Annotated in this window: 20 protein-coding genes and 6 pseudogenes; 10 read left to right on the forward strand and 16 right to left on the reverse strand. The window is 62.8% G+C overall.

Annotated elements, in window-relative coordinates; all coding sequences use genetic code 11:
* Nucleotides 1-5: 5 nt before the first annotated feature.
* From G6N50_RS10920 to G6N50_RS10935, 4 genes are all read right to left on the reverse strand, one after another.
* A complete protein-coding gene (locus tag G6N50_RS10920; RefSeq protein ID WP_083095887.1) occupies nucleotides 6-1,121 on the reverse strand; it encodes a M24 family metallopeptidase in 1,116 nt (371 codons plus the stop codon).
* Complete coding sequence (locus G6N50_RS10925) at nucleotides 1,111-2,343, reverse strand: M24 family metallopeptidase (RefSeq protein ID WP_083095890.1); 1,233 nt, start codon at nucleotides 2,341-2,343, stop codon at nucleotides 1,111-1,113. Before G6N50_RS10925 ends, G6N50_RS10920 begins: the two co-directional genes overlap by 11 nt.
* A 185-nt stretch (nucleotides 2,344-2,528) precedes the next feature.
* Nucleotides 2,529-3,767 (reverse strand): cytochrome P450, encoded by a 1,239-nt coding sequence (locus G6N50_RS10930; RefSeq protein WP_083095893.1) that lies wholly within the window; start codon nucleotides 3,765-3,767, stop codon nucleotides 2,529-2,531.
* 12 nt (nucleotides 3,768-3,779) lie between these two features.
* Entirely contained in the window at nucleotides 3,780-3,974 is a 195-nt protein-coding gene (locus G6N50_RS10935; protein ID WP_083095896.1) for a ferredoxin, read from the reverse strand.
* Between the two features lie 320 nt (nucleotides 3,975-4,294).
* On the opposite strand from G6N50_RS10935, the pseudogene G6N50_RS10940 reads away from it, so the two are divergent.
* Both G6N50_RS10940 and G6N50_RS30085 read left to right on the forward strand, forming a co-directional pair.
* Nucleotides 4,295-4,681 (forward strand): annotated as a pseudogene (locus G6N50_RS10940) (IS3-like element IS987 family transposase); the annotation flags it as partial.
* A 13-nt stretch (nucleotides 4,682-4,694) separates the two neighbouring features.
* A pseudogene (locus G6N50_RS30085) lies at nucleotides 4,695-4,843 on the forward strand (cytochrome P450); the annotation flags it as partial.
* A 90-nt stretch (nucleotides 4,844-4,933) separates the two neighbouring features.
* On the opposite strand, the pseudogene G6N50_RS29710 reads toward G6N50_RS30085, so the two are convergent.
* Nucleotides 4,934-5,137, reverse strand: a pseudogene (locus G6N50_RS29710) (SDR family mycofactocin-dependent oxidoreductase); the annotation flags it as partial.
* Nucleotides 5,138-5,344: 207 nt separating this feature from the next.
* On the opposite strand from G6N50_RS29710, the gene G6N50_RS10950 reads away from it, so the two are divergent.
* Entirely contained in the window at nucleotides 5,345-6,634 is a 1,290-nt protein-coding gene (locus tag G6N50_RS10950) for a cytochrome P450 (RefSeq protein WP_232068981.1), read from the forward strand.
* Between the two features lie 516 nt (nucleotides 6,635-7,150).
* Here G6N50_RS10950 and G6N50_RS10955 read toward each other — a convergent pair.
* Genes G6N50_RS10955 through G6N50_RS10965 form a run of 3 tightly spaced genes read right to left on the reverse strand, consistent with a single transcriptional unit; the run spans nucleotide 7,151 to nucleotide 10,840 of the window.
* The gene (locus G6N50_RS10955) at nucleotides 7,151-8,851 is read right to left on the reverse strand and encodes a nitric oxide reductase activation protein NorD (protein WP_232068941.1); all 1,701 of its coding nucleotides are present in this window, start codon (nucleotides 8,849-8,851) and stop codon (nucleotides 7,151-7,153) included.
* Nucleotides 8,848-9,693: a CbbQ/NirQ/NorQ/GpvN family protein gene (locus G6N50_RS10960; protein WP_083095903.1), complete on the reverse strand. Its 846-nt coding sequence runs from the start codon at nucleotides 9,691-9,693 to the stop codon at nucleotides 8,848-8,850. The genes G6N50_RS10955 and G6N50_RS10960 overlap by 4 nt, the downstream gene beginning before the upstream one ends.
* Complete coding sequence (locus G6N50_RS10965) at nucleotides 9,668-10,840, reverse strand: spirocyclase AveC family protein (protein ID WP_083095906.1); 1,173 nt, start codon at nucleotides 10,838-10,840, stop codon at nucleotides 9,668-9,670. The genes G6N50_RS10960 and G6N50_RS10965 overlap by 26 nt, the downstream gene beginning before the upstream one ends.
* 227 nt (nucleotides 10,841-11,067) lie before the next feature.
* Between G6N50_RS10965 and G6N50_RS10970 the strand changes: the two genes are divergently transcribed.
* Complete coding sequence (locus G6N50_RS10970) at nucleotides 11,068-11,670, forward strand: TetR/AcrR family transcriptional regulator (RefSeq protein WP_083095908.1); 603 nt, start codon at nucleotides 11,068-11,070, stop codon at nucleotides 11,668-11,670.
* Between the two features lie 212 nt (nucleotides 11,671-11,882).
* Complete coding sequence (locus G6N50_RS10975; protein WP_158086076.1) at nucleotides 11,883-12,050, forward strand: hypothetical protein; 168 nt, start codon at nucleotides 11,883-11,885, stop codon at nucleotides 12,048-12,050.
* Nucleotides 12,051-12,072: 22 nt separating this feature from the next.
* Here G6N50_RS10975 and G6N50_RS10980 read toward each other — a convergent pair whose 3' ends face one another.
* The 8 genes and pseudogenes from G6N50_RS10980 to G6N50_RS11015 all read right to left on the reverse strand — a co-directional run bounded on the left by G6N50_RS10980 (nucleotide 12,073) and on the right by G6N50_RS11015 (nucleotide 17,943).
* Entirely contained in the window at nucleotides 12,073-13,401 is a 1,329-nt protein-coding gene (locus G6N50_RS10980; protein ID WP_083095911.1) for a metal-dependent hydrolase family protein, read from the reverse strand.
* A gap of 464 nt (nucleotides 13,402-13,865) precedes the next feature.
* On the reverse strand, nucleotides 13,866-14,711 hold the full coding sequence (locus G6N50_RS10985; RefSeq protein WP_083095917.1) for a TauD/TfdA dioxygenase family protein: 846 nt from the start codon (nucleotides 14,709-14,711) through the stop codon (nucleotides 13,866-13,868).
* A gap of 49 nt (nucleotides 14,712-14,760) precedes the next feature.
* On the reverse strand, nucleotides 14,761-15,084 hold the full coding sequence (locus G6N50_RS10990) for a hypothetical protein (RefSeq protein WP_083095920.1): 324 nt from the start codon (nucleotides 15,082-15,084) through the stop codon (nucleotides 14,761-14,763).
* Nucleotides 15,085-15,098: 14 nt separating this feature from the next.
* Nucleotides 15,099-15,251: pseudogene (locus tag G6N50_RS10995) on the reverse strand (aromatic ring-hydroxylating dioxygenase subunit alpha); the annotation flags it as partial.
* Nucleotides 15,252-15,277: 26 nt separating this feature from the next.
* A pseudogene (locus tag G6N50_RS11000) lies at nucleotides 15,278-15,741 on the reverse strand (SDR family NAD(P)-dependent oxidoreductase); the annotation flags it as partial.
* A gap of 69 nt (nucleotides 15,742-15,810) precedes the next feature.
* Nucleotides 15,811-16,248, reverse strand: a pseudogene (locus tag G6N50_RS11005) (MarR family winged helix-turn-helix transcriptional regulator).
* Between the two features lie 182 nt (nucleotides 16,249-16,430).
* Nucleotides 16,431-16,865: an SgcJ/EcaC family oxidoreductase gene (locus G6N50_RS11010; protein WP_083095926.1), complete on the reverse strand. Its 435-nt coding sequence runs from the start codon at nucleotides 16,863-16,865 to the stop codon at nucleotides 16,431-16,433.
* Between the two features lie 241 nt (nucleotides 16,866-17,106).
* Nucleotides 17,107-17,943, reverse strand: coding sequence for a mycofactocin-coupled SDR family oxidoreductase (locus G6N50_RS11015; RefSeq protein WP_083095929.1), 837 nt, complete (start codon nucleotides 17,941-17,943; stop codon nucleotides 17,107-17,109).
* Nucleotides 17,944-18,156: 213 nt separating this feature from the next.
* Between G6N50_RS11015 and G6N50_RS11020 the strand changes: the two genes are divergently transcribed.
* The 5 genes from G6N50_RS11020 to G6N50_RS11040 are packed head-to-tail and all read left to right on the forward strand — an operon-like array spanning nucleotide 18,157 to nucleotide 22,416.
* Entirely contained in the window at nucleotides 18,157-19,239 is a 1,083-nt protein-coding gene (locus G6N50_RS11020) for an amidohydrolase family protein (protein WP_083095932.1), read from the forward strand.
* A gap of 25 nt (nucleotides 19,240-19,264) precedes the next feature.
* On the forward strand, nucleotides 19,265-20,410 hold the full coding sequence (locus G6N50_RS11025; protein WP_083095935.1) for an amidohydrolase family protein: 1,146 nt from the start codon (nucleotides 19,265-19,267) through the stop codon (nucleotides 20,408-20,410).
* A gap of 20 nt (nucleotides 20,411-20,430) precedes the next feature.
* The gene (locus G6N50_RS11030) at nucleotides 20,431-20,805 is read left to right on the forward strand and encodes a Rieske (2Fe-2S) protein (protein ID WP_083096099.1); all 375 of its coding nucleotides are present in this window, start codon (nucleotides 20,431-20,433) and stop codon (nucleotides 20,803-20,805) included.
* Between the two features lie 19 nt (nucleotides 20,806-20,824).
* Nucleotides 20,825-22,123 carry an NADH-ubiquinone oxidoreductase-F iron-sulfur binding region domain-containing protein gene (locus G6N50_RS11035; protein WP_083095938.1) on the forward strand — a complete coding sequence of 433 codons (1,299 nt, stop codon included), beginning with the start codon at nucleotides 20,825-20,827 and terminating at the stop codon, nucleotides 22,121-22,123.
* Nucleotides 22,120-22,416, forward strand: coding sequence for a ferredoxin (locus G6N50_RS11040; protein WP_083095939.1), 297 nt, complete (start codon nucleotides 22,120-22,122; stop codon nucleotides 22,414-22,416). The genes G6N50_RS11035 and G6N50_RS11040 overlap by 4 nt, the downstream gene beginning before the upstream one ends.
* Nucleotides 22,417-22,483 lie beyond the last annotated feature (67 nt).

Genomic DNA, 22,483 nt, shown 5'->3' on the forward strand with positions numbered 1-22,483 from the left:
GCGTGCTACTCGCGGGTATTCGAGGTCAGCACTTCCGATCCGTCGGCGGTGATGAGGACCGGATTTCGCAACAGAACAGCGCCAATGCCCTCTTCCCACACATAGGCCGTGACGGCGAGCACCATCCCCGGTTCCAGCTGCTCGTCGCCGCCGTCCGGGTTTAGCTGCGCGGACACGACCGGTGCGTCGAACCCCATTCCGATACCGTGAGCCACCGGCATGGGCGGCAACGCCTCACCGGCCGTTCGGTACCCGGCGAGCAGATCGTTGGTCCGAGCACCCGGTGTGCATGCGCTAGCCAGGCCGTCCCAGACCGCGTCCGCTCGCGCGAACAACGCGCGCGCGCCGGCGCTCTTTTCACCTACCGCTCGCGTGCGGCCAACCTGGCCGATATAGCCGTGGGCGAGTGCGCCGGCTGCGAACACCACCAGGTCGCCGGTCCGCGCCGCCCCGTCGCCGGTGACTCGCCGCCATGGACGGTCTCTTGAGGTCACCCACACGCTGTCCTGGTTGGCCGGGGTACTGACACCACCAGCGGCCATCGCTTCCAGCATTGCTCCGGTCATGGTCTGCTCGGTGACCCCGGGACCTAGTTGTGACACGCCGGCGGCCAGGCCGACCTCAGCTACCCGCACTGACTCCCGAAGAGCGGCAATCTCTTCTGTGGTCTTGATCCGCCGGGCGGCGCGCATAGCGGCCTCGCCGTCTACCAGCTCGGCGTTGGGAAAAGCGCTCGGCAACAGCTGCGCGAATGCCGGGGACAACGCGTCGGTGCCCACCCGGCGGGCTGTCGCCGCGGCATCGATCTTCTTCAGGTTCGCGATGGTGTTCATCGGATTCCATGAAATGCCATAGAGATTCTCGTGCGGGATGTCGTCGGGCACACCCTCGTCCCACGTGCTCAGCAAGTAGATCGCGCCAGTCTCACGCACCAGCACGCAGGTCGGGCCGAACGGCCGTGTTCCGGCCACCCACGCTTGGCGCGCGCCGGTGACGTACCGGACATTGGCCTGCCGGCCGAGGACGAGCACGTCGAGATCGTGGGCTTCCATCTGAACCAGCGCGCGCTCGCGCCGCCCGGAGCGTAGCGCACGGTCGTCCGGCAGAACTTCAGTCGCCATAAGGCGCATACGGGTAGTCGGTCAATTTACTCCAGCCTTCTTCGGTGATCACGACAATCTCTTCGCTGCGGTAGCCGCCAGTACCGTCCTCCCAGACGACCGGCTCCAAAACAAGAACCATGCCCGCTTCCAGGACATAGTTCTCGTCGAAATCATCGCCGAGATCGGTGCCGATCATCGGCATCTCCGCAGCATTCACGCCGATACCATGGCCCAGATAAAAATGCGGTAGCCACGGCCGAAGTCCACCATTGGCGGTGGTAGCCGCCCTCGCCAGATCGGCCGCCGTGGCGCCGGCACGGGTCACATCCAAGACGGCAGCCATGATGTCGCGCCAACGATGAAACTGCGCCTGTTGTCGGGGCGTCGGATCCTTGCCCACAATCCAAGTTCGTCCGAAGTCCGAGCAGTATCCCCCATAACTGATGCTGACATCGGTCCACAGCACGTCCTCAGCTCTCAGCTCCCGCTCGGTCGTCAACAGCGGCAGCGCGAGGTCACCATGGCTGGTCCACACACCCTCGGCCCTCGATGGCGGCATGACCTGCCAGATCGGTTCAAGCATGTTTGCCACCGCTCCAAGCTCGAACGCCCGCCGCAAAAACTTCGCCGACAAATCGATCTGGCGCACCCCCGGGGCCAGCACCGCCTGAACGTCGACGATTGCCTCGTCCGTGATTTGGACGGCCCGACGGATGCAGGCAATCTCGTCAACCGTCTTGACCGCTTTGGCCGCGCCGAGGATCGCCGTGGCGTCGATAGGCGTGCCGGATGGAAACAATCGGTCGTGCGCGCGCCGCATGGCGCCGGTTAACTCGTCGACCGCCACAGTGGTCCCGCGCGGAATCAGATCGGAGAGCAACCGCGCGAAAGCTTCTATCCCACTGTCGAACTCCAGGTAAACCGCTGGGTGAACGTGGTCGGTGGGCAGCTCAGTTTCGTCTGCAGCGCCCTCTCGAAACGGAAGGAACAAATGGGGCGATTCGTCGTCTGCGAGTACCAAGGCGACCGGGCGCTCGATGTGCGACAAGCCGGCGTCGCCGAGCGGCCAACTTGTCCCAGTCGCGTAAGTAACGGCGTTGTTGCCCAAGAGGATCAGCGCGCCGACATCGCGATCGGCCATCGCGGATCGCAGCCGCGCACCTGTCTGGCGGCGCATCCGGGCGCGGTCGGGCCGCGCAGGAATGTCGAGTGTGGACTCGCCCGCAAGAAAAGTTGTCATCTCAGATTTCCACGAATTCGATGATGCCGCCACTGCGGTTGCATGCGGCGTTATGCACGCAATCCGAAGACAGAGATGGCTTGTTGACACCGATCCGGTCTATCGACACGACGGTTACCGTCGTGACGCCGCGACGTGCGGACGTCATTGATCCTCCATTCGCATTATTGACAAGCCTGTGCCGGTCACCACGTAACGGACAGTTCATAGACGCCGTAGGCCAGGCGGTCGTGCTTGAGGGCGACCTCATCGATCGGGACGGCAAGACGCAATGTGGGAATGCGGCGGAACAAGGTCGTGAACACGACCTGAAGTTCCGCCCGGGCGAGCTGCTGCCCAACGCACTGGTGCCTACCGTAACCGAACGCGACGTTCTGGCCAGCGTTGTTCCTGTGCAGGTAAAGACGGTCAGGTTCCTCGAAAATATTTGGATCCCAGTTCGCCGGCGAGAGGTCGATGATTATGCCTTCGCCGGCCCTGATCGTCTCGCCGCCGATCTCGATGTCCTCCGCGGCGACTCGCCGCTGACCGTTCTGGACGATGGACAGGTAGCGAAGCAACTCCTCCACCACGTTGGCGACGACTCCCGCATCGGTGGCGTCACGGACCACCGCCAACTCGTGGGGATTGTCCAAGAGGGCCAATACGCCTAACCCAATCATGTTGGAGGTAGTCTCGTGCCCGGCGATCAGCAGGCCGGTGGCGAGCTGTGCAGCCTCCTCGACACTGATCTCGTCGGCCTTGACTCGCTCCGCGAGGTCAGACACCGCATCCTCAGCCGGCTCAGCGATCTTCGCCTCAACGAGAGTGGCCATGTACTTGGCCAGCACCATCGCTCCCCTGATGTTGTCCTCGGGGGTGGCAAATCGGGCGAGCCCAACATTAGCGTGTTCCTGGAAGAACTCGTGGTCGTCGTACGGAACGCCGAGCATCTCGCTGATCACCAACGAGGGAACGGGCATCGCAAGCGCCGCAACGAGGTCGGCCGGTCGAGGACCCGACAGCATCGCGTCGATGCAGTCGTCGGTGATCGTCTGGATCGCCGGCCGCAAACCCTCAACCCGCTTGTATGTGAACGGTTTCGACAACATCCGGCGAAACCTCGTGTGCTCCTCGGCATCCGACGTGAACACCGACCGAGGCCGTTGGTGCACCGTCGCCGCAAAGGCCTCGTTCCAGTGTGGAAACCCCGGGCGTCGATCGTCGACGCTTACCCGAGAGTCGGAGAACAGCGCCCGCGCCTCCTCGTAACCGGTAACCAGCCATGGGGTGCTGCCATCCCAGATCCGCACACGCGAAACTGGTTTGCCGGTATTGAGCTCGAGGACTTTCGACGGTGGGGCGAACGGGCAACGTTGGTCCCTGACCATCGGATACTCCGGGATATCGGAGGCCGTCTGGGCACCGATCAGCGTGTCAGACATTTTTGTTCGTCCTCATTCCTCGATGAAGATGGCCTGCGCAGGACAAGCCGCGGCCGCACGACGAGTGTTGTCCTGCTGCGCGGTCGACGGATGCTCAGCCAGCAGCACAACAACGCCGTCCTCGTCGCGCTGATCAAAGATCCCAGGTGCGTTCAGCGCACAGTTTCCCGATGAGGCGCACTTGCCCTGATCAACGATCACTTTCATCGGCGTCTCAATGCCGGTAGCCCGTCGTCTGCGAAGGCGATGACTTGAATCACCCATCCGCCGGAACTGACGTATTGGAATTTTGACATCCGAAGTGGTGCCGGCGGAGCATCGGCCAACCGATGTATCGGCACCCGTCCTTACCTCCTCGGAGTACCACAACGATACGATCGCACCGCACCGAGAATCGTTGACATTACGTTTGTATTAGAGACGACGGCGCAGAAGATGTCAACGCCAGTCCAGTGCCGGGGTGGTGCTCACGAGCGGCGCCTGCAGGTGCCAGTGCAAGGGCTCTTCGCCCGCCAAGATTGGCGGTTGCCTACGTCGCCTTGGTCACCAATGCTTACGCGCGGCGAATCCCGGGGTCGCGGTTCGCTTTCACGATGGCCATCTCAATGGTTTTCGATGCGATCGAGCACGCCAGTTGGGTTGGCCGGCAACAAGGTGTCCTCGACTTCAAAGACGTTGTCCACCATACGACTAGGTCTCAACACACGTCGATCCGGTTCCCCGAACGGCTTGCCGAGGCGGGTATTCAACCCTTGGTCGGGGCGGCGGGTGGTACCTATGACAACGCGCTCGCCGAGACGATCAATGGCCTCGACAAGACCGAAGTGAGCAAACCCGGTAAGCCCTGGCGCCCCACCGAGGACGTCGAGCTGGCCACCGTACGATGGTTCGACTTGTTTAACCACCGCCGCCTGTCGGGTCGAGTGACAAGTCACCGTAATTCGGCTTCTCGACCGTACCCGGGAAGCAACATTGACGAGACCGAGCACGGACCTGCTAGGCATCGCGACTACAACTGCGAGCCGATGTCCCTGCTCCGCGGACTCACCGAACTGCACGTTGGGTTCACTCCCGCTGCGGCCAACGGCCACTGGGTTCGCAGATCGCCAGTATGTCTTGAACCATCCGACCGAGCTGGTCGGGATGATTGATCCGCCGCAGCCGCCCGCCGTGTAGATGCGGCGGTTGTGGCCTTTGACCAGATCGGCGAGGTCTTCCGGCGTAAACATCAATTCACGTGATCGACCTGCCGGCAGATATCGATTCCGATGATGTCGGAGCCTTCTGGCCATTCGCACCGCATGGCTGGGGCCTCGGCCGCGCGCCGCACCGGTGATGAATGCAACCTTGCCCTTGAGTCGGCCAACCATAGGAACTTCATTTTGACGAAAGTGATAAACGTCGGGCGATTGCCATGCACTCCGTCATCGAACGACATGCCAGTTAACGTACGGTCGTATTGTCCGCGTACGATCGTATTGACCGTGGTCCTGTACCGTGCTATTTCAAAGGGGCAGCACACCTTGCCCACGGCGGTGCGACAAGAACTTCTCAGGGATTCAGGAGGCACGCCACCCGTGACGAACTTCGACTCCGTCGACTATTTCACCGATCAATCGCTCGTGCTTGATCCCCACCCCTACTTCGACTATCTGCGCAGCAAGCACCCGGTCGGCTGCCCGATCAATCACGACGTGCTTGCGGTCACCGGTTGGGAGACTGCCCACGCGGTTTACAAGGACGTGGACTCCTACTCCTCCTGCATCGCGCCCGCCGGTCCGTTTACCCCGCTGCCGTTCGTGCCTGAGGGCGACGACATCACCGAACAGCTCGAGCAGCACCGCACCGAGATCCCCATGTTTGAGCACATGGTATGCATGGATCCACCACAACACACCGATGCCCGCTCTCTGCTGAATCAGCTGCTGACTCCCAAGCGTCTGAAGGAGAACGAAGACTTTATGTGGCGGCTGGCCGACCGCTACCTCGACCAGTTCATCAACGACGGACACTGTGAGTTCCTCGCGGCGTATGCCAAACCCTTCTCGCTGATTGTCATTGCCGACCTGCTGGGGATACCAGAGCAAGACCACGAGGAGTTCCGTGCGGCCTTCGGTACGTCGGCGTCGGGTATCGGGGCCCTTGACCATCAGGAGATCGCCATCGACCCCCTGGCATGGGCCGATGAAAAGATCGCGTCCTACCTCGAGGACCGCCGACGCGCACCCCGCGACGATGTGCTGACCGCGTTGGCCACCGCGAAATACCCCGATGGTTCCACGCCCAACCTCTTCGATGTGGTTCACACCGCTACCTTTTTGTTCGGCGCCGGACAAGAGACCACGGCTAAACTGCTCGGCGTCGCACTGCGGGTGTTCGGGGAACGGCCCGACATCCAGCAACGGCTTCGCGAGGACCGTAGCCTGATCCCGGCGTTTATCGAGGAGTGCCTACGCATCGAGAGTCCGGTCACGAGCGTGTTCCGTTTGGCGCGCAAGACAACCACCCTGGGCGACATCGCGGTGCCCGCCGGTACGACGGTGATGGTCAGCCCGGGCGCGGCCAACCGGGATCCGCAGAGGTTCGACGAGCCTCACGAGTTTCGGCTCGATCGCAAGAACGTGCGCGAACACATCGCCTTCAGCCGGGGCGTTCACTCCTGCCCGGGTGCGCCCCTGGCACGGGTGGAGGGCCGCGTCTCGATCGAACGCATCTTGGACCGGATGGCCGACATCGCCATCGATGAGGACAAGCACGGACCGGCCGGCCAACGCAGATACAACTACGAACCAACGTTCATCCTGCGCGGGCTCACCGATCTGCACATCAAGTTCAGGCCGCAAACAGTTGCTGGCCGCGTGGGCTAGCCGCTTGAGGTCGACTTTCGATTATTTGTCAGTGAAGTGGGACGCCTGGCTGGTGCGGAATCCTCAGCGGTGCGTTCGTGTGAGCTTGTCGACGAGCTGATTTCCGCGAAGTCTAGGTGAGTCGTAGGCCGCTTTGCGGGCGTTTTACTGTCCGCCGGATGCGCCGGGTCATCGAATCGACCGTCGCGGCGAACACGCCATCGTCGATGTGAAGCAGCACGTATCGCCATAGCCGAAACCGCCTCGGGCTGAACCGGATTCGCATCAATCCGATCAAGATCCCATCCACGTGGCGGCGACGCCGCCACCACACCCACCGCGGCCCCGCTCAGCCCACATCTGGCCAGCGCGCGGCAAGCCCTACAGGACCGTTCCGATGACGACCGTTTCGATTGGGAGCTCGATATCCTACTTGCCGGACTGGGGAACGCACTCGGGGTCGCAGACCCCAGCTAAGCCGCGGGACGCTTGGTGGATGCGCGCGTGCGTCCGGAAACCTGCCCGATTCAGAGTGCCTCATCCTCGCGTGAGTTTGGGCGCGGCCAGCTCGCGCAGCGACGACAAGAACAGTTCGTCCATCTGCGGGCTCAGCTCGGACAGGGTCGCTGCGCTGGCTTGGCTGGCGGAGCCGAAGACTCGTTGGAGCGCATCATCATCGGTGGTGGCGCCGATGGAAAGGCAAAGGCAGGCAACGCCGTCGGCACGGAGTTCCTCGAGTGCTTTGTGGGCGTCAGCCTCAGCGTAGCGGCCTTCGTAGCCGTCGTCGTAAGGGAATCCATCGGATAGGACCAGCAGCAGCCGGTTCGGGGTGCCGGCCTTGGTCTTGAGTATCTCGCCAGCTCCGCGGATGGCCGCGCCAAGGCGCGTGTAGCCCGACGGTTCGAGCTGGTTGAGCCGGGCCCGGCCGACAGCGCCGAACCGGTGGTCGAACTCCTTGATCGCGGGGAGGTGGACGGCGTGCCTGCCCTGGGATCGGAATGCGTAGACGGCGACCCGATCGCCGAGTTCTTCGAGTATGACGGCCAGCGTGGCCGCCGCCCGCCGCTGGTGATCGTGCACGGCCAGACCGTCGGGATCTGTATCGGTGGCCGATCCCGAGGCATCGACCAAGATCAGCACACCGAGGTCGCGGGCGAGTTTGCGGCGCTCGAGGTAGACGTGTTCCGGTGGTGAGTGACCCGAACGCAGATCGATGGCCAAGTCGATAAGGGCTTCGATGTCGAGGTCGTCGCCATCGGTGCGACCCCGAAGAACCTTGGGCCCCAGCCCGATTCGGGCCAGCCGGCGCCGCAGCACGTCATCGTGGCGAACCGCCGCGTCGGAGATGTCGGCGTCGGTCGCCAGCGGGAAGTCGATGACCCGGCACCAGTCCGGCCGGTACCGGTGATGATGGACGTCCCACTCCGGATACCGGGCGCCCCCCACACCCACCGCGGCGCCGGGATTGCCGCCGCCGGTGAAGTGGAGCGGAGTGGGAAGCGGCCGCGCGTTCGGGCCGACCGACTGAACCCGCCGCATCGAGCGGACCTGCAACTCCGCGCCGGCCGCGCCATCGCCGGGGGAACGCGAGCTGCCCATCAACTTGCGGAAATAGTCGGCGAGGGCTTGCGACTTGAACAGCGGATTGTCGAATAGCTTGAGAATCTTGCTTTCGCCGGACGGCTGCTCGTCACCACCGTCTTCCTCAGGGCTTTCGGGCAGGTCGATGGGATCGAATTCCAGGCGAAGATCTTTGTCGATGGCCCGAGCTCCCGGACCGTCCGGTGCCGCCAGGAGTCGGGAGGGTTTGATGACACCGAACCAGTCCGGAGGGTCGGCGACCATCGCGCGTCCCTTCGCTACTGCGAGGGACTCGTCGGCGCTCGCGGTGGGCGGTTGTCCGGCAGGGCAAAGCACGGCCGCGAGCGGGAGCTGTTTGGCGAGCTCGGCGAGCACCCGGTGACCTTCGAGCGCCAGGTATCGGCTTGCCACCGCGGGACGTCCCCGCAACGCCTTCATCAGCTGCGGATCCAGACTTCCCGCGCCCATCAGCGCACACTGGACCAGCACCTCACGGCGTTGCTCCGCGAAAGAGCCACCCGCCGAGACCAACACAACCTGACCATTGGTGTGCGCGACCTGGCCCGCCGGCGCCTCCGTGACGTCCATGGACCTGCCGGCGACGAACGTGGCTAGCAACCGGAACCGGTCAGGACCGTCCGGATCGGCGGCGGTCACGTCCGAGGCAGGACGGCATCGACCAGTTCACCGAGCGCGCGGTTGACGTCGCGGTCATCGGACAGGCTCTGCACGATGGCTGCCTGCACGGCGCTGCGCAGGCTCAGCCCTTCAGCGACGAGCCCGCCGGTGAGGATCAGCATCCGGGTGGAGGACACTTCCCGCAGCGGCGAACCGTTTAGGTTGCGGATAGCGTTGCCGAGCTTGACCAGAGTCCGCGCGGCCTCGTGATCAATCCCGGCTTCGTGGGCCACCACCTGCGTCTCGATATCGACGGGTGGGAAGCCGAGCTCGATGGCGATGAACCGCTGACGGGTCGACTCCTTGAGGTTCTTCAGCACGCTCTGGTAGCCGGGGTTGTAGGAGATCACCAGCTGAAACCCCGGCGCCGCCGACAACGTCGTGCCCAGCCGGTCGACCGGAAGCTCACGGCGGTGATCGGCAAGCGGATGGATGACGACGGTGGTGTCCTGTCGCGCCTCGACCACCTCGTCCAGATAGAAGATCGCGCCCTCGCGCACCGCCCGGGTCAACGGCCCGTCCACCCAGACCGTTTCACCGCCCTTGAGCAGGAACCGTCCCACCAAGTCGGCCGACGTCATGTCCTCGTGGCCGGCCACTGTGATCAGTTCGCGGCCCAGCCCGTGGGCCATCGCTTCGACGAACCGGGTCTTGCCGCAGCCGGTCGGGCCCTTCAGCAGCACTGGCAAACCGCGACCGGCCGCCGCCTGAAAGACCTCCACCTCGTCGCCGACGGCCTTATAGAACGGCGCTTCCGAGACGGCGTGAACTGCCGCGGGTCGACTATTCAGCAACTCACTTACCTCGCTCGATGGGAACATTGACGGGAAGCTTGACGCCATCTGGAAGAACAAGCTGACCGTCGTGATTGATGTAGCCGGAATTCTTCAGCGGCACTGGCAGCGCGGGGTCGGGACACGGCCGGTCCGTGTCCGCGCCGCAAATGCCCATCAGGAAGTACGAGCGCTTCAAGAGGTCCGCTGGCCAGGGATCTTGGTGCATGGCGACCCACTGGGCCGGGATGTTGTAGAGCACGAAGAAGAACGCGCTGACTCCGCCGAAGATCGCCAGGAAACGGATGCCTTGCTGCTTGGCAAACCCTCCTCGGACGCTGTCCAGTCCTCGCTCGACGAACGTCCGTCCGCGGTCGTCGGTGAAGTACCGCAGGCAGCACAGGCCTGCTTGCACGCCACCCCACATCAGGCCCTCGTAGATCGGCCACTGGTAGTAGGTGCCCGCGTTGAGCGACACTGCCCGGATGGCGCCCGGGTAGGTGAAAAAGCCCATGGGAAGGAAGATCAGACCCTCCATGACGAGGTCCCATAAAACCGTGTAGCCGAACGTGACGCCGATGAGGCCAACCGTGCTGATGTTGGGGAATCGCTCCTTGACTTTGCGCATGACCCAGCAGCCGAGGATTGTGCACAGCAGCACGACGAACGCATATCCGCCCACGTTGATCAGGGCGGGTTCGGCCATCATGGCCCCCGGTTTCCCGAACGACTGCCAGCCCGGAATGTTCTGCACCCACGAGCCCCGGTTCCACAGCCAGGTGTTGTAGGTGCTCCACGTGTTGAAGTAGTTCAGCAGCGGATCTTGGAAGAACATCGCACCGCAGGCGCCGATCAGCATGCCGTCGAGGGTGATCCTGCGCTCGCGCCGCCACGGCCGGACGATGAAGTAATAGATGGCGATCGGCAAACCGCCCAAGCACAAGACGGTGAACGTCACGAGGATTACCTTCATCGCCAGCGGCGGATCGCTCGGCCCCGCCGGCACTCGCTCGAAGTTGGCCCCGCTGAGCCAGCTGATAACCACGTACAGCTGGAAAGCGAGAATCGCGCCGCCCACGGCGGCCCAGATGTGCACCGGCTTGATCTTCGACTGGGGCTGGGCACCAAGCGAGCCCACACCAGCGAGCGACTCCGTCGTAGAAGGTGCTCCCTTCTTACCCACGACGTGGCTCATAGCAATGCCTCCTTCGGGATAGATAAAGTCCAGCAATCTCGCGTCCGCGCGCACCTCGGATATGGATCAGCGACTAACTCAGCGGCAACGGGGTTGCTGTGGGCGTCTGTTATGGACGAGACAGTCATCGCTTGCCCTCCTCGGCAGCCATCGGCCCACTGAGTGTACCTACTGGCTGCTTAGCGGCCAATGGGCTTCCGAGATCGTTTTCGTGACACAATCTCCGCATGGTTGAGAGTTGGACGCGGGAGCGGCGTCTCGAGCACACCCGTTCACTTCTTCTGGACGCGGCAGAGGAGGTCTTTGCCGAAAAGGGCTTTATGGCGGCGACTCTCGACGAGATTGCACGTACGGCCGGCTACACGAAAGGCGGGCTCTACAAGCACTTCGCCGCGAAGGAAGATCTCTTCCTCGCCGTCAGCGGCCGGTATTGGCAGCGTTTCTTCGACAACTTCACCGAACTGATGGGCACATCTACAAAGCTGGGGGCGCGTGAACTCGACGATATCGCCGAGCGCTGGCGTGAACTGGGTCATGAACGCGGCACTGCACATGCCGCGTTAGGACACGAGTTCACGCTGTATCTGCTTCGTAATCCCGAGGCGCGGGAACGGGTGGCCGCCAAGAGATCGGAGGTCGTCGAAGCCCTCGAGAAGTTCATCGTGGAGAAGATCAATCAGCTCGGCGCAGGTCTGGTGATTCCTGCATCGACCTTCGCGCACGTGCTCATCACAACGAGCGACGCGGTCGTGCTGGGGACCCAACTCGACGACGTCGACCTCTACCGACCGATGCTCGAAATGTACGTGTCGGTAATCAAAATGCCCTGACCTGGCCAGTTCTCACCCCGGCCACCGCAAGGGCGCCACCGGTGCACTGATAGCGGTTAGACCAGATGGCGACGTAGCCGACCGCGACCGATGGGGGTATCGACCGCTCCCCGGCATCGAGCGTTGAAAAGCCCCTCCGCCAAACTAGAACCACCATTTAGGGGCCTCTCCCCTGGTGCGGCTGGTAGTTGGCGAGAACGCTGCGGCCCTGAATGGAGGGTTTGCTGCGCAGATTCCTTGCCGAGGAAGCGTACTTGTGCGCGAACACGCGTCTTTCAGTCGCGGCGTTCCTCTTGCCCGCGCCGCGGATGGAGAGCCGCGTCTCGATCGAACACATTGAGCAGATGATTGCCGGCGCGTGCGGCTCGATCCACGCATAACACCTGAACGGCTGCTCAGCACTCACTTCGCATGCGGTAACAGCCGTAGGGGTCTTGGCGCGGTATCCGTGTACCAGTCGGCATCACTATCGAAATTGGTCGCGGCCACGCTCGGCATTTTGTGGATGCGCCCGTCTTTCATCACGAAGCAGACATCCTGCATCGTGGTGACGTCTACGCGCGGGTTGCCGGGGACGGCGATGATGTCGGCGAGGTATCCGGGTGCGAGACGACCGAGTTCGGTGTTCGCACCAATAAGTTCAGCGCTGGTCAGTGTCGCCGCACGTAGGGCCTGCATCGGGGACATGCCGCGGGATACGAGGGCGACGAGTTCTTGGGCGTTCTCACCGTGCGGGATCGCCGGGGCATCGGTGCCGCAGGCGATCTTGACTCCGGCCTCGATTGCCTCGGTAAGCATCGCCTTGGCGGCAGGAAAGACATCGGCTGCCGTTTGCTGCCGGCCAGCGCCCGTCCGGTCCCCGTCCAACGCCTTCATGAGACAGGTTGCCGACACCAGGAATACGCCGCAATCCACCATCATCTCAATGGTCTTTTCCGCTGCGAGGTAGCCATACTCGATGCAATCGACACCGGAGAGGATGCACGCCTCGACCGCTTTGTCCCCGATGGCGTGCGCGGCGACCGTTATGCCAGCGCGCCTGGCCTCATCGACGATTGCATCCAGCTCGTCGTCGCAATAGTGCGGGGCCCCGAAACTGGCTCTGTCCGTCATCGCACCATCGGACGCCACGACTTTGATCACTTTGGCGCCATTGCAGATCTGGTAACGGACCGATTCGCGGACGTCGCTTACACCGCTGGCAACGCCTTCCTTCAGACTGATCGGCATGGTTCTGGGGGCGATAGGCTCAAGTGTCCCAAGCGCAACATCACCAGCGCCCGGCGTGATCGCATGCCCGGCAGGGATGAGGCGCGGGCCCTCCGCCCAGCCTTCTTCGATCGCCCGTGCCAGTGCAACATCGACCAATGAGCCGCCCGTCTTGCCGATCAGCCCGACGTTGCGCACCGTGGTAAAGCCTGCCAGCAATGTCGTGCGCGCGTTGGCCGCGGCTCGGTACGCGCGATACACCGGATCTTCTTGGACGCCGCACATCGGCGCGGGCAGATTCGTCTGCCCCGGCCCTCCGATGAAGAAGTTAACCTTCATGTCCATCAAACCAGGACACAGGGTGACATCACCGAGGTCGATCTCAGTAGCTACGGCGGGTAGGTCGCTCGGGTTCATTGCCGTGATGCGATCGCCTACTACCACGACGACCGCGGGTGACCGGACTATGCCCACGTCGATATCAACCCAACGGTCGGCACGTAGGACCACCGCGGCGCTCATGGGACCGGTGCTAGGAGGTAGACGGCATCCGAGGCGGGCAAGCCAAGGTGGCTCTGTCGTTCGATCGCGGACGACAGAGCGGCCCTCGCGAGATGCCCGCGTAAAAATTCCAGCGCAGCCGGTCCGAGGGGCTCTCGAGAGTGCAGGCCGCAGGGCCTCATTGCCCCGTCACGACTAGGAGTCACCGCCCCGGATGGTGGCTGGAGCTTGCGGCAGAGACCGACCAGGCGCTCGACGTCGGCGGGCTCGAAGGTCATGTGCCCGACCTCGGATCCGTCGGTGTGCCAGCGCCGAGCTGACACGAAACCGTCAACCGCCAGCATCTCGAATATGTGAACCCGATCGCGCCAACGATGGTATTCCTCAACAAGATTCGACAACACCGGCTTGCTCTCCACGAACAGCAGTGACTTGACCATTCAGCGACTAACTCCTTCCTCGAAATTCGGCGATCGGGGACGGGCCTACTGGATCGGCTCGTCGCCAAGCACGGTGGTCCGCAACATTTCCCGCGACGAGCTGGGATCGTACGGAGCCGCTCGGTGCAGAACGCCGCGGTTATCCCAAATCACCGTGTCGCCAACCGACCAGGAATGGCTATATACCCGCTCAGGCACGGTGGCACGTTCGAGGAGCTCAGCTAACAGGGTGCGGCCCTCCTCGAGGTTCATGCCGACCACATAGTCAGCCGAGGCGCCCAGCACCAGCGACTTACGGCCACTGCGATGTGTCCACACCAGGGGATGTTCGTGGGTGCGCCGAGATCGCCACCGCGCCAACTGTTCTGGGGTGGGGTCGGGGGTGATACGCCGCTGAGACGCCTCCACTGAGTGCACGACGCGCAGCGAGTCGAAGCGGGCTTTTTCCTCGGCGGTCAGCGCTTCGTAGGCGGCATAGGAGTTGGCGAATTCGGTTTCGCCGCCGGTTTTGGTGACCTGCACGGCCGACAGGACAGTGGCTTTTTGTGGGCACTCGTTGCCGTTGGGGGTGCAGCCATCGATATGCCAGTCAAACGTTGCTTTCAAATACGCCGCCGAGGAATTCTTCGAGGTATCCAAGGTAATCGGGTAGATGCCGGCGACCGGGTGGTGACCGTCGGAGGAGTGATCGATCTCGCCGAGCCGACGGCAGAACGCGACCTGCGCCTGAGGGTCGAGCCGCCATTGACGAAAGACGAGGACTCCGTTGTCCTCCAAGGCTTCCAAGATGGCGTCACCGACCGGGTCGTCGGAGGCCAAGCAGGACGGGTCCAGGCCGGTGACTTCGGCGCCGACGGATTCGCTGAGCTTGGTGATGGTGAGCGGGCTCATGGTCTGTCCTTTCTTGCGGAGATGATCACAACAAGGTGCCCCGCCGCGATCAGGGAAACGGTTCGCCGGTGCGGATCATGACCGCATCGGCGGCGTCGACGGGCGCGGGTTGGTGCATGATCTCCACCGCCATCGCGACCATGATCAGCGAATAGATCATGTGAAGCAGGTTGAGCGCATCCTCCGGAAGGTTGTCGAGCGCGAATCTGTCGCAGTAATCGATGGCCTCTTCAAGGCGAGGGAAGAACGCATCGTAGGAGGCGTGCATCTGGGGCATCGCGGAGTTGACCCGGGCGTTCCAGCGCTCGGTTTCGGTAGCCAAACACCAGACTTGAGCGAATCCCTCTAGTTCAGCAGACCCGCTGGGCAGCAAAGCATCTGGCACGATTACACCCCTGTCGTCTCAGGTACCTTCGCGCGCTGGTGAGCCTGTACCCAGTCGACGACCACCTTGTGTAAATGGCGTACCAGAATCTCCTGGTCGTTGAGCGGGAGGTCGTCGACGATGCCATACTTGAGTGCCGCTTGGGTGCCGCCGAGCCGAAAGCATGTGCCGCGCCGCGTGATCACATCACCACTCCCCCGTTAACGCCAGCACTTGGCCGGTGATGAAACCGGCCTCCTCTGAACACAAGAACCCCCCGGCCGCGATGTCGGCTCCACTGCCCAGGTGACCCGGCGGGATATTGCGGGCGATGTCTTCGTTGGATTTCAGGTATCCGGCTGTCTGGGCCTGGTGCTGCATCGGGGTTTCGATATCCGCGGGTGCAATGTTGACCGTGATGCCGTCGCCCGCGCATTCGCGGGCCAGCGACTTGGTCAAGGTGATAACTCCACCTTTGGACGCGGCGTAGTGGGCGACAAACGGCGCCCCCCGCTGGGCGCTGGACGACGAGATCATCACGATCCGGCCCCATTTCGCGGCCACCATGTCCGGTAGGGCGACTTGGCGCAGTGAAGTGCCGGTCGAGTTGACCTGAATCAACGCGCGGGGATTCTGCATCCGCGCCAGAATATCAAGTACTTGCGACTAATCTCAAGTAATTGATATAGACGCGGGGGTCACGCTGCACCAAGGAAACGAGGTTAAACGGGAATATCACTGCTCGACATGGTCTTTGATGAGCTCGCGGCCGGTGCACTTTTCGACCACGCGGCCCAGCAACGCATGCAGGGTTGGTGCTCGTCAGAGCTGAGTACCCCGACGCCGAGGGCGTCGCCGAGCGCCATGGCCACGACATGGTGTCCTTCGTCGGTGAGGCAGGCCTGCAGGATGCGTTTGTGCTTTAAGTCTTGTTTCGTTCCACCAGAACGCGGCGTTCTACCGCGGTGAGAGCCAGCTGAACTCCTGGTGGGCTGATCAGCAGACGCCGGGCGAGTTCGGCACCCGACAGGCCGGGTTCGTTAACAAGCTGACGCAGCACACCGATTGGGCCGTGCCGACGCCGCGAGCACCGATCGCCTCGTTCGCGGTGGTCAGCGACAAGTAGAAGGCCTGCTTCAGCAGCCACAACGATGCTTTCGGTGAACGCTCCATCCAGGACGTCGAGCTGACCACCGCACGATGGATCGACTGGTTCAACCCGCCGTTTGATGAATACTGCCGCGACATAAGCCTAGAGCTGTTTCTCTGCGCATCACCGGGTTTCGTTCGACAACTGGACGAGCCCATCATTACCCGGCGCAGTTAACACTTCTGCAAGACGGATCGATGCCGACCTAGACCAGCCCCAGTTCGGCGCAAGTCTTGCGGCAGTAGTAATCGCGGAACAACGCGATCTTGCCATTCACTACCCGCGTCGCATTCATGACGGGCAAACGCATGTGCCGGTCACCGGCAACGTGATCGTCGAGTCGTTCGACCAACACCCATTCGCCTCTGGTTGCGATGTTCTGGATTTCGACATCGATTCGCGTGATGTGTGCGAATACCATGTGAAGCCATTTGCGGACGGCCTGACTGCCGATCATCGGGGCCTTTTCCGGAACGTTGTCGTACACACCGTCTTCGGCGAACAGGTCCGCCATCGCGTCGGCCTCGCGAGTAGACCAAAGCTCGAGAAATCGGCGGACGACCTGTTCTTCGCTACTGCTCACAAACTCCTCCGAGAACCAATTCCATTCCCCCACAACCATTGTCGCCGCCTCGCTCATCGCCGACCACCAGCTTCAACGAGCCACCCCCGTCACGGCAGAGAATTCCACGGGCGGCACAACAAGCCCGCGAAGGATGCAGCTCGGGACGCAGGAGATACCGCTCGTTCGCAGTCCACGCTTGCGCGCGGATGTGCTCGCATCGACGTCTGGTCGAAAATAGCGCTCCACCCCGATCCGGCCGGATCCTCGAAACAGCGCCGATCACGGTTTGGGGCACCGCGGATCCAACCACCCGTGACTACTTCAAGCAGCTCCCCAAATCGATCGGCAACGTCACCCCGGTGATGTAGCGGGCCTCGTCAGAAGCCAGGAACAGCACCGCATTGGCGATGTCCTCGACCTCCACCCAGCCGAGCGGCAGCGTGTGCATCCACTGGGCGACAGCGGCAACGTCGTCGCGGCTGGGATTTTCCAGATCCGGACGGAACAGCTTCATGGACATGTCATTCATGAACATCGGGGTGTTCACGTTGGTGGGGCACACCGAGTTCACTCGAATGTTGTGCTGGCCCAGCTCGACCGCGAAGCTCCGCATCAGGCCCACGACGCCGTGCTTGGCTGCGATGTAGTGACCCGTGTTCGGGTACGACTTCAGGCCGCCGACCGAACTCGTCAAGATGATCGAGCCACCGCGGCCACCGGCAAGGATATGCGGGATGCCGGCCTTCGCCGTCTTCCACACCCCGGTGAGGTTCACGTCCAGCATGTCCGCCCAGTCGCTTTCGCCCATCTTGTCCAAAGGCCCGGCGCCGTTACCGATGCCGGCGTTGGCCACGATGATGTCCAGTCGGCCCAGCTGGTCAACCCCGGCGTCCACGGCTGCTTTGAGCCCGTCATAGTCGCGCACGTCGACCTCGGCGGTGTAAATGTTGCGGTTGAAACCCTTGACCAGGTCCGCGGTCTCCGCGAGGTCCTCGGGCGAGGACATCGGATACTCCACGCTTTCGATCTGCTTGCAGATATCGACCGCGATGATGTCAGCGCCTTCTTGCGCCAACCGCACCGCATGCGCCCGCCCCTGGCCTCGCCCCGCACCGGTGATAAACGCGACCTTGCCCTCAACCCGGTCAGCCATTAGAACCTCATTTCGATTGATCAATGCTGGGCATTCGCGTAGCACTCTGTCACCCGCTGCACCGCATGTCAACGTACGGGTGTATTGATGACATACGAACGTATTGACCATCCCGCCAGCACCGTGCTATCCAAGGTGGACAGCAAGGTTGCCCGCCACGGTGAAATCGAGGAGGCAGCTATCTCTTTCCTCGCGTGAGTTAGGTAGGCGTTTGTGATCGAGCATGCCGACGGACAACGCACACCAGTCATCGACACCAGTGCCCACATCTTCGCCCAGTCGAACAAGGACCTCCGGAGTTTCCTGCGCGAGCCGTTCACCAGTCGCGGCTTCCCGGATTACGAGATGGATTGGTATGGCGCGCCGGGCGGCGAATACCTCAAAGGCGTCGGCGAAGGGGGTTACCCCGGCTCAGATCCACAGGTCGTCGCGAAGCATCTGTTCGATGAGCGGGGCGTCGACGTGGCGATCTTGCATCCGATGACGCGCGGCATCATGCCAGACAGGCATCTCGGCACTGCGATCGCCGCCGCGCACAACGAAATCCTGGTTACCCGGTGGCTGGACCACAGCGAGTTCGGCGAGCGGTTCCGGGGCACCATCCGTGTGAATCCCGACGACATCCCCGGTGCCCTGCGTGAGATCGACACGTACAAGGACCACCCTCGCGTGGTGCAGATCGGCATTCCGCTGCAGTCCCGAGAACTGTTCGGCAAGCCGCAGTTTTGGCCATTATGGGAGGCGGCAGTAGACGCGCGTCTGCCGGTCTGCGCGCATATCGAGGTCGGCTCCGGTATCGCCGCTGCGCCAACGCCGTCCGGGAATACGCGGAGCTACGAGCAATACGTGGGGTTCATGGCATTGAATTACCTGTATCACCTGATGAACATGTTGGCGGAAGGCGTATTCGAGCGAATGCCCGAGCTGAAGTTCGTCTGGGCCGATGGGGCCGCCGACCTGCTGACCCCGTTCATCTGGCGAATGGACTGCTTCGGCCGGCCCCATCTGGAACAGACTCCGTGGGCGCCGCGGATGCCCAGCGACTACCTGCCCGATCACATCTACTTCGTCCAGGGGGGACTCGACGGCCCCGGGGACGCCGATTTCGCCGGCGAGTGGTTGGCCTTCACCGGCAAGGAAGACATGGTGATGTTCGGTTCCAGCTATCCGCATTGGCAGATCAATGAGCTCAAGGTGCCCCGCTCATTCACAGCCGAACAGCGCGACAAGCTGTGCTGGCGCAATGCCGCGCAGCTTTACGGAATAGACATCCCTGCCGATCTGGTCGCACAGTAGAAGCAGCAGCCGAAAGGAGGCCACGATGACGCTTACGAACATTGAGGAGCGGGTTCCCGCGGCGGAACGCATCGCCGTGCGATGTGTCGATTCCGACGTCCATCCGGTACCAAGGCGCGGCGAGCTCACTCCGTACATCCCGGAGCCATGGCGCAGCAAGTATTTCCTCAACCGCAGGATCGGCGAGCAGATCTACTACGACGCGCCCGACTATGCGCATGCTTACGCCATGCGCGTTGACGCTTTCCCGGGCGACGGCGAATTCGCCGGAAGCAACCCGGATTTGGCGTTCAAACAACTGATCATGGAGGCCGGCGCCGACATTGCGGTCCTGGAGCCGGCCGCATATCCGGCCCGGGTGCCCGACGCGAACCACGCGATGTCGTGCGCGCTCAACGACTGGCAGGCCAATCATTGGCTCGACAGCCACAACAACTGGCACGAACGCTGGCGCGGGTCGATCTGCGTCGCCATCGAAGCACCGGATGCGGCGGCGGTCGAGATCGAGCGCTGGGCCGGACACCCCTATATGGGCCAGATCTTGATCAAGGCCGAGCCGCGTCCGTCCTGGGGCGACCCGAAATATGACCCGATCTGGGCAGCGGCCACCAAGCACGACATCACGGTCAGCTGCCACTTAGCCCGCAGCCACTTCGAGGAGCTGCCCATGCCGCCTGTAGGCATGCCCAGCTACAACCACGATTTCATGGTTACCTACTCACTGCTGGCGGCAAACCAGGTGATGAGCTTGATCTTCGACGGTGTCTTCGACCGTTTCCCAACCTTGCGAATCGTGCTGGTAGAGCACGCATTCACCTGGATTCTGCCGCTGATGTGGCGCATGGACGCAATCTACGAGGCCCGCAAGTCGTTCGTGGTGATCAAGCGCAAGCCTTCCGAATACGTCAAAGATCACATCAAGTTCACAACGCAACCGCTCGACTATCCGGAGGATAAGACGCAGTTGACCCGTGCACTCGAGTGGATGGAGTGCGACAAGATCTTGCTGTTCTCCTCCGACTACCCGCACTGGACTTTCGACGACCCGCGCTGGCTGGTGAAGCATCTGCCTCGGCACGCTCGCGAAAACGTCATGTTCCGCAACGGGATCGCGACCTACCACCTTCCCGACACCGTTCCGGCCCTCGAGGGCCAAGTCCGGGTGTTTTGACGTTGGCGGAGAAAATCGAAATGCCCCGGCTAGCCCAAGGGCGCGAGCACGCCGTAGCCACTGTCGACGAAATCCCGCCAGGCACACGCAAATTAGTACCGATCGGGCGACATGGTGTCGGTGTCTACAACGTCAATGGCACGTTCTACGCCATCGCGAACTACTGCCCGCACGAAGGCGGCCCGCTGTGCTCGGGGCGGGCGCGCGGCAGGACCACCGTCGACGAAAGCGTGCCGGGAAACGCGGTGATGGTGCGCGATCTCGAGTTCATCTATTGCCCGTGGCACCAGTGGGGTTTCGAGCTCGCTACCGGCACCACGGCGGTCAAGCCCGAGTGGAGTATCCGCACCTACCCGGTCCGAGTCGTCGGTAACGACATCATGGTGACGGCATGAGCCAGACGATCGCGTAGCGATGCAAAAGACCACCCTACCAACAAATCTCAGCGTCGTCAGGTGGCCGGGCCTTGCGCCCCGCCTGCTTGGCGACTCAGGCATCGATTACCCCACCTACCTGCACTCAGGTGGCTATCAACGCCTCGACGATTCCGACGCGCTCGTCGAGATGGTCAGCCGATCCGGGCTGCTCGGTCGCGGGGGTGCTGCGTTTCCTCTCGCAGTCAAGATCCGCACGGTTCGCGACAACGGGCAGCGAGCCGGCGGCGCGGTCCTTGTTGCCAACGGCGAAGAAGGCGAACCGGCGTCGATCAAGGATCGCTGGCTGCTCCGTCACCGTCCGCATCTGATTCTCGACGGCCTGCGGCTTGCCGCGCGCATGGTAGGCGCCGACCGGGCCTATCTCTACGCGTCGGATGAATTGGCCGCCAGCAGTATCGAGCGCGCCCTCTCGCAGCTCGACGAGCAAAGTCTGGACGGTGTCGCGGTCAGCGTGTTCAGGGTCCAGCCGGGCTATGTCGCCGGCGAGGAGACCGCCGCCGTACGGGCCATCAACGGCGGGCCTGCCAAACCTACGGACAAACCGCCCCGGCCGTTCGAACAGGGGGTTGACGACTACCCGACGCTGGTGAGCAATGTCGAAACGCTGGGCAATCTGCCGTACTTGCTGCGGCAGGGTCCCAACGACTTTCGCGCGGCGGGTACCTCGGCCTCGCCCGGGACATTCTTGGTCACGCTCACCGGCGGGGCACGGCCGCCTTCTCTCTACGAGGTCCCGTTCGGTCTCAATCTCACCGACCTGATCGAGAAGTTCGGAGTGAGTTCCGACCGGGTTCGTGGCTTGTTGATGGGCGGCTACTTCTGCGGATTGCTGAACCGGTGTGCGCTTGATGCGACTCTGGACCATGAAACGTTGCGCCGGCTCGGCAGCGGGATCGGCTGTGGCGCGATTGCCATCCTCACCAAGGAGTGCCCCGTCGCCGTGGGTGCGTCAGTGCTGGCCTACTTCGCTCGGGAGAACGCGGACCAGTGCGGTTCATGTTTCAACGGGACCGCGGCGATGTCGGCGGTCACGTCGGCGTTGAGAGACGGTCGGGCAACGCAAGAGGACCTCGGCCGGCTGGAGCGTTGGTCGGTTGTGCTTCGCGGCCGCGGTGCCTGCGGCACACTTGACGGGGCCTGCAATGTGGCGGCGAGTCTGCTGTCGCAATACCCGGAATTGGTGAAGCACCACCTGAACAACGATTGCGGCGCATGCCGGACAGTCGCGTACGAGGCGGTGCGCCCCTTCGAAGTGGAGGCGTTGGTGACCTCATGAGGATTCGTCTCGATCGAACGGTTTGTGACGGCTTTGGGGCCTGCGCAACGCGTGCACCGGCATTGTTCTCACTAGACGACTGGGGCTATGCGTCGCTCATCGGCGACGGTGTGGTGGCCGACGAAGACCACGACGCGGTGATGCGGGCCGTACTGGACTGTCCGGTACACGCAATCCTGGAGGTCGGCGAGTACCGGCCCGGCGACCGAGCGACGCCCGCGGACTCGGACGCCGTCTACGAACCCGAGCTGAAAGCCGAAGGCAACGAGACGGAATGGGGTTTCGTCCGATGAGAACGGATCGCTCAGACCCGGAGGTTGGGATGATTGTCTGGCTTACCATTTCGCTCGTAATACGAGC

The organism is Mycobacterium mantenii (genome assembly GCF_010731775.1).
GTDB classification, from domain to species: Bacteria; Actinomycetota; Actinomycetes; order Mycobacteriales; family Mycobacteriaceae; genus Mycobacterium; species Mycobacterium mantenii.

Excerpts from the sequence above, each read along its gene's own strand:
- G6N50_RS10920 (WP_083095887.1), bottom strand. The coding sequence starts at position 1,121 with ATGGCGACTGAAGTTCTGCCGGACGACCGTGCGCTACGCTCCGGGCGG.
- G6N50_RS10925 (WP_083095890.1), bottom strand. The coding sequence starts at position 2,343 with ATGACAACTTTTCTTGCGGGCGAGTCCACACTCGACATTCCTGCGCGG.
- G6N50_RS10930 (WP_083095893.1), bottom strand. The coding sequence starts at position 3,767 with ATGTCTGACACGCTGATCGGTGCCCAGACGGCCTCCGATATCCCGGAG.
- G6N50_RS10935 (WP_083095896.1), bottom strand. The coding sequence starts at position 3,974 with ATGAAAGTGATCGTTGATCAGGGCAAGTGCGCCTCATCGGGAAACTGT.
- G6N50_RS10960 (WP_083095903.1), bottom strand. The coding sequence starts at position 9,693 with ATGTTCCCATCGAGCGAGGTAAGTGAGTTGCTGAATAGTCGACCCGCG.
- G6N50_RS10965 (WP_083095906.1), bottom strand. The coding sequence starts at position 10,840 with ATGAGCCACGTCGTGGGTAAGAAGGGAGCACCTTCTACGACGGAGTCG.
- G6N50_RS10970 (WP_083095908.1), top strand. The coding sequence starts at position 11,068 with ATGGTTGAGAGTTGGACGCGGGAGCGGCGTCTCGAGCACACCCGTTCA.
- G6N50_RS10975 (WP_158086076.1), top strand. The coding sequence starts at position 11,883 with ATGGAGGGTTTGCTGCGCAGATTCCTTGCCGAGGAAGCGTACTTGTGC.
- G6N50_RS10980 (WP_083095911.1), bottom strand. The coding sequence starts at position 13,401 with ATGAGCGCCGCGGTGGTCCTACGTGCCGACCGTTGGGTTGATATCGAC.
- G6N50_RS10985 (WP_083095917.1), bottom strand. The coding sequence starts at position 14,711 with ATGAGCCCGCTCACCATCACCAAGCTCAGCGAATCCGTCGGCGCCGAA.
- G6N50_RS11010 (WP_083095926.1), bottom strand. The coding sequence starts at position 16,865 with ATGAGCGAGGCGGCGACAATGGTTGTGGGGGAATGGAATTGGTTCTCG.
- G6N50_RS11015 (WP_083095929.1), bottom strand. The coding sequence starts at position 17,943 with ATGGCTGACCGGGTTGAGGGCAAGGTCGCGTTTATCACCGGTGCGGGG.
- G6N50_RS11025 (WP_083095935.1), top strand. The coding sequence starts at position 19,265 with ATGACGCTTACGAACATTGAGGAGCGGGTTCCCGCGGCGGAACGCATC.
- G6N50_RS11030 (WP_083096099.1), top strand. The coding sequence starts at position 20,431 with ATGCCCCGGCTAGCCCAAGGGCGCGAGCACGCCGTAGCCACTGTCGAC.
- G6N50_RS11035 (WP_083095938.1), top strand. The coding sequence starts at position 20,825 with ATGCAAAAGACCACCCTACCAACAAATCTCAGCGTCGTCAGGTGGCCG.
- G6N50_RS11040 (WP_083095939.1), top strand. The coding sequence starts at position 22,120 with ATGAGGATTCGTCTCGATCGAACGGTTTGTGACGGCTTTGGGGCCTGC.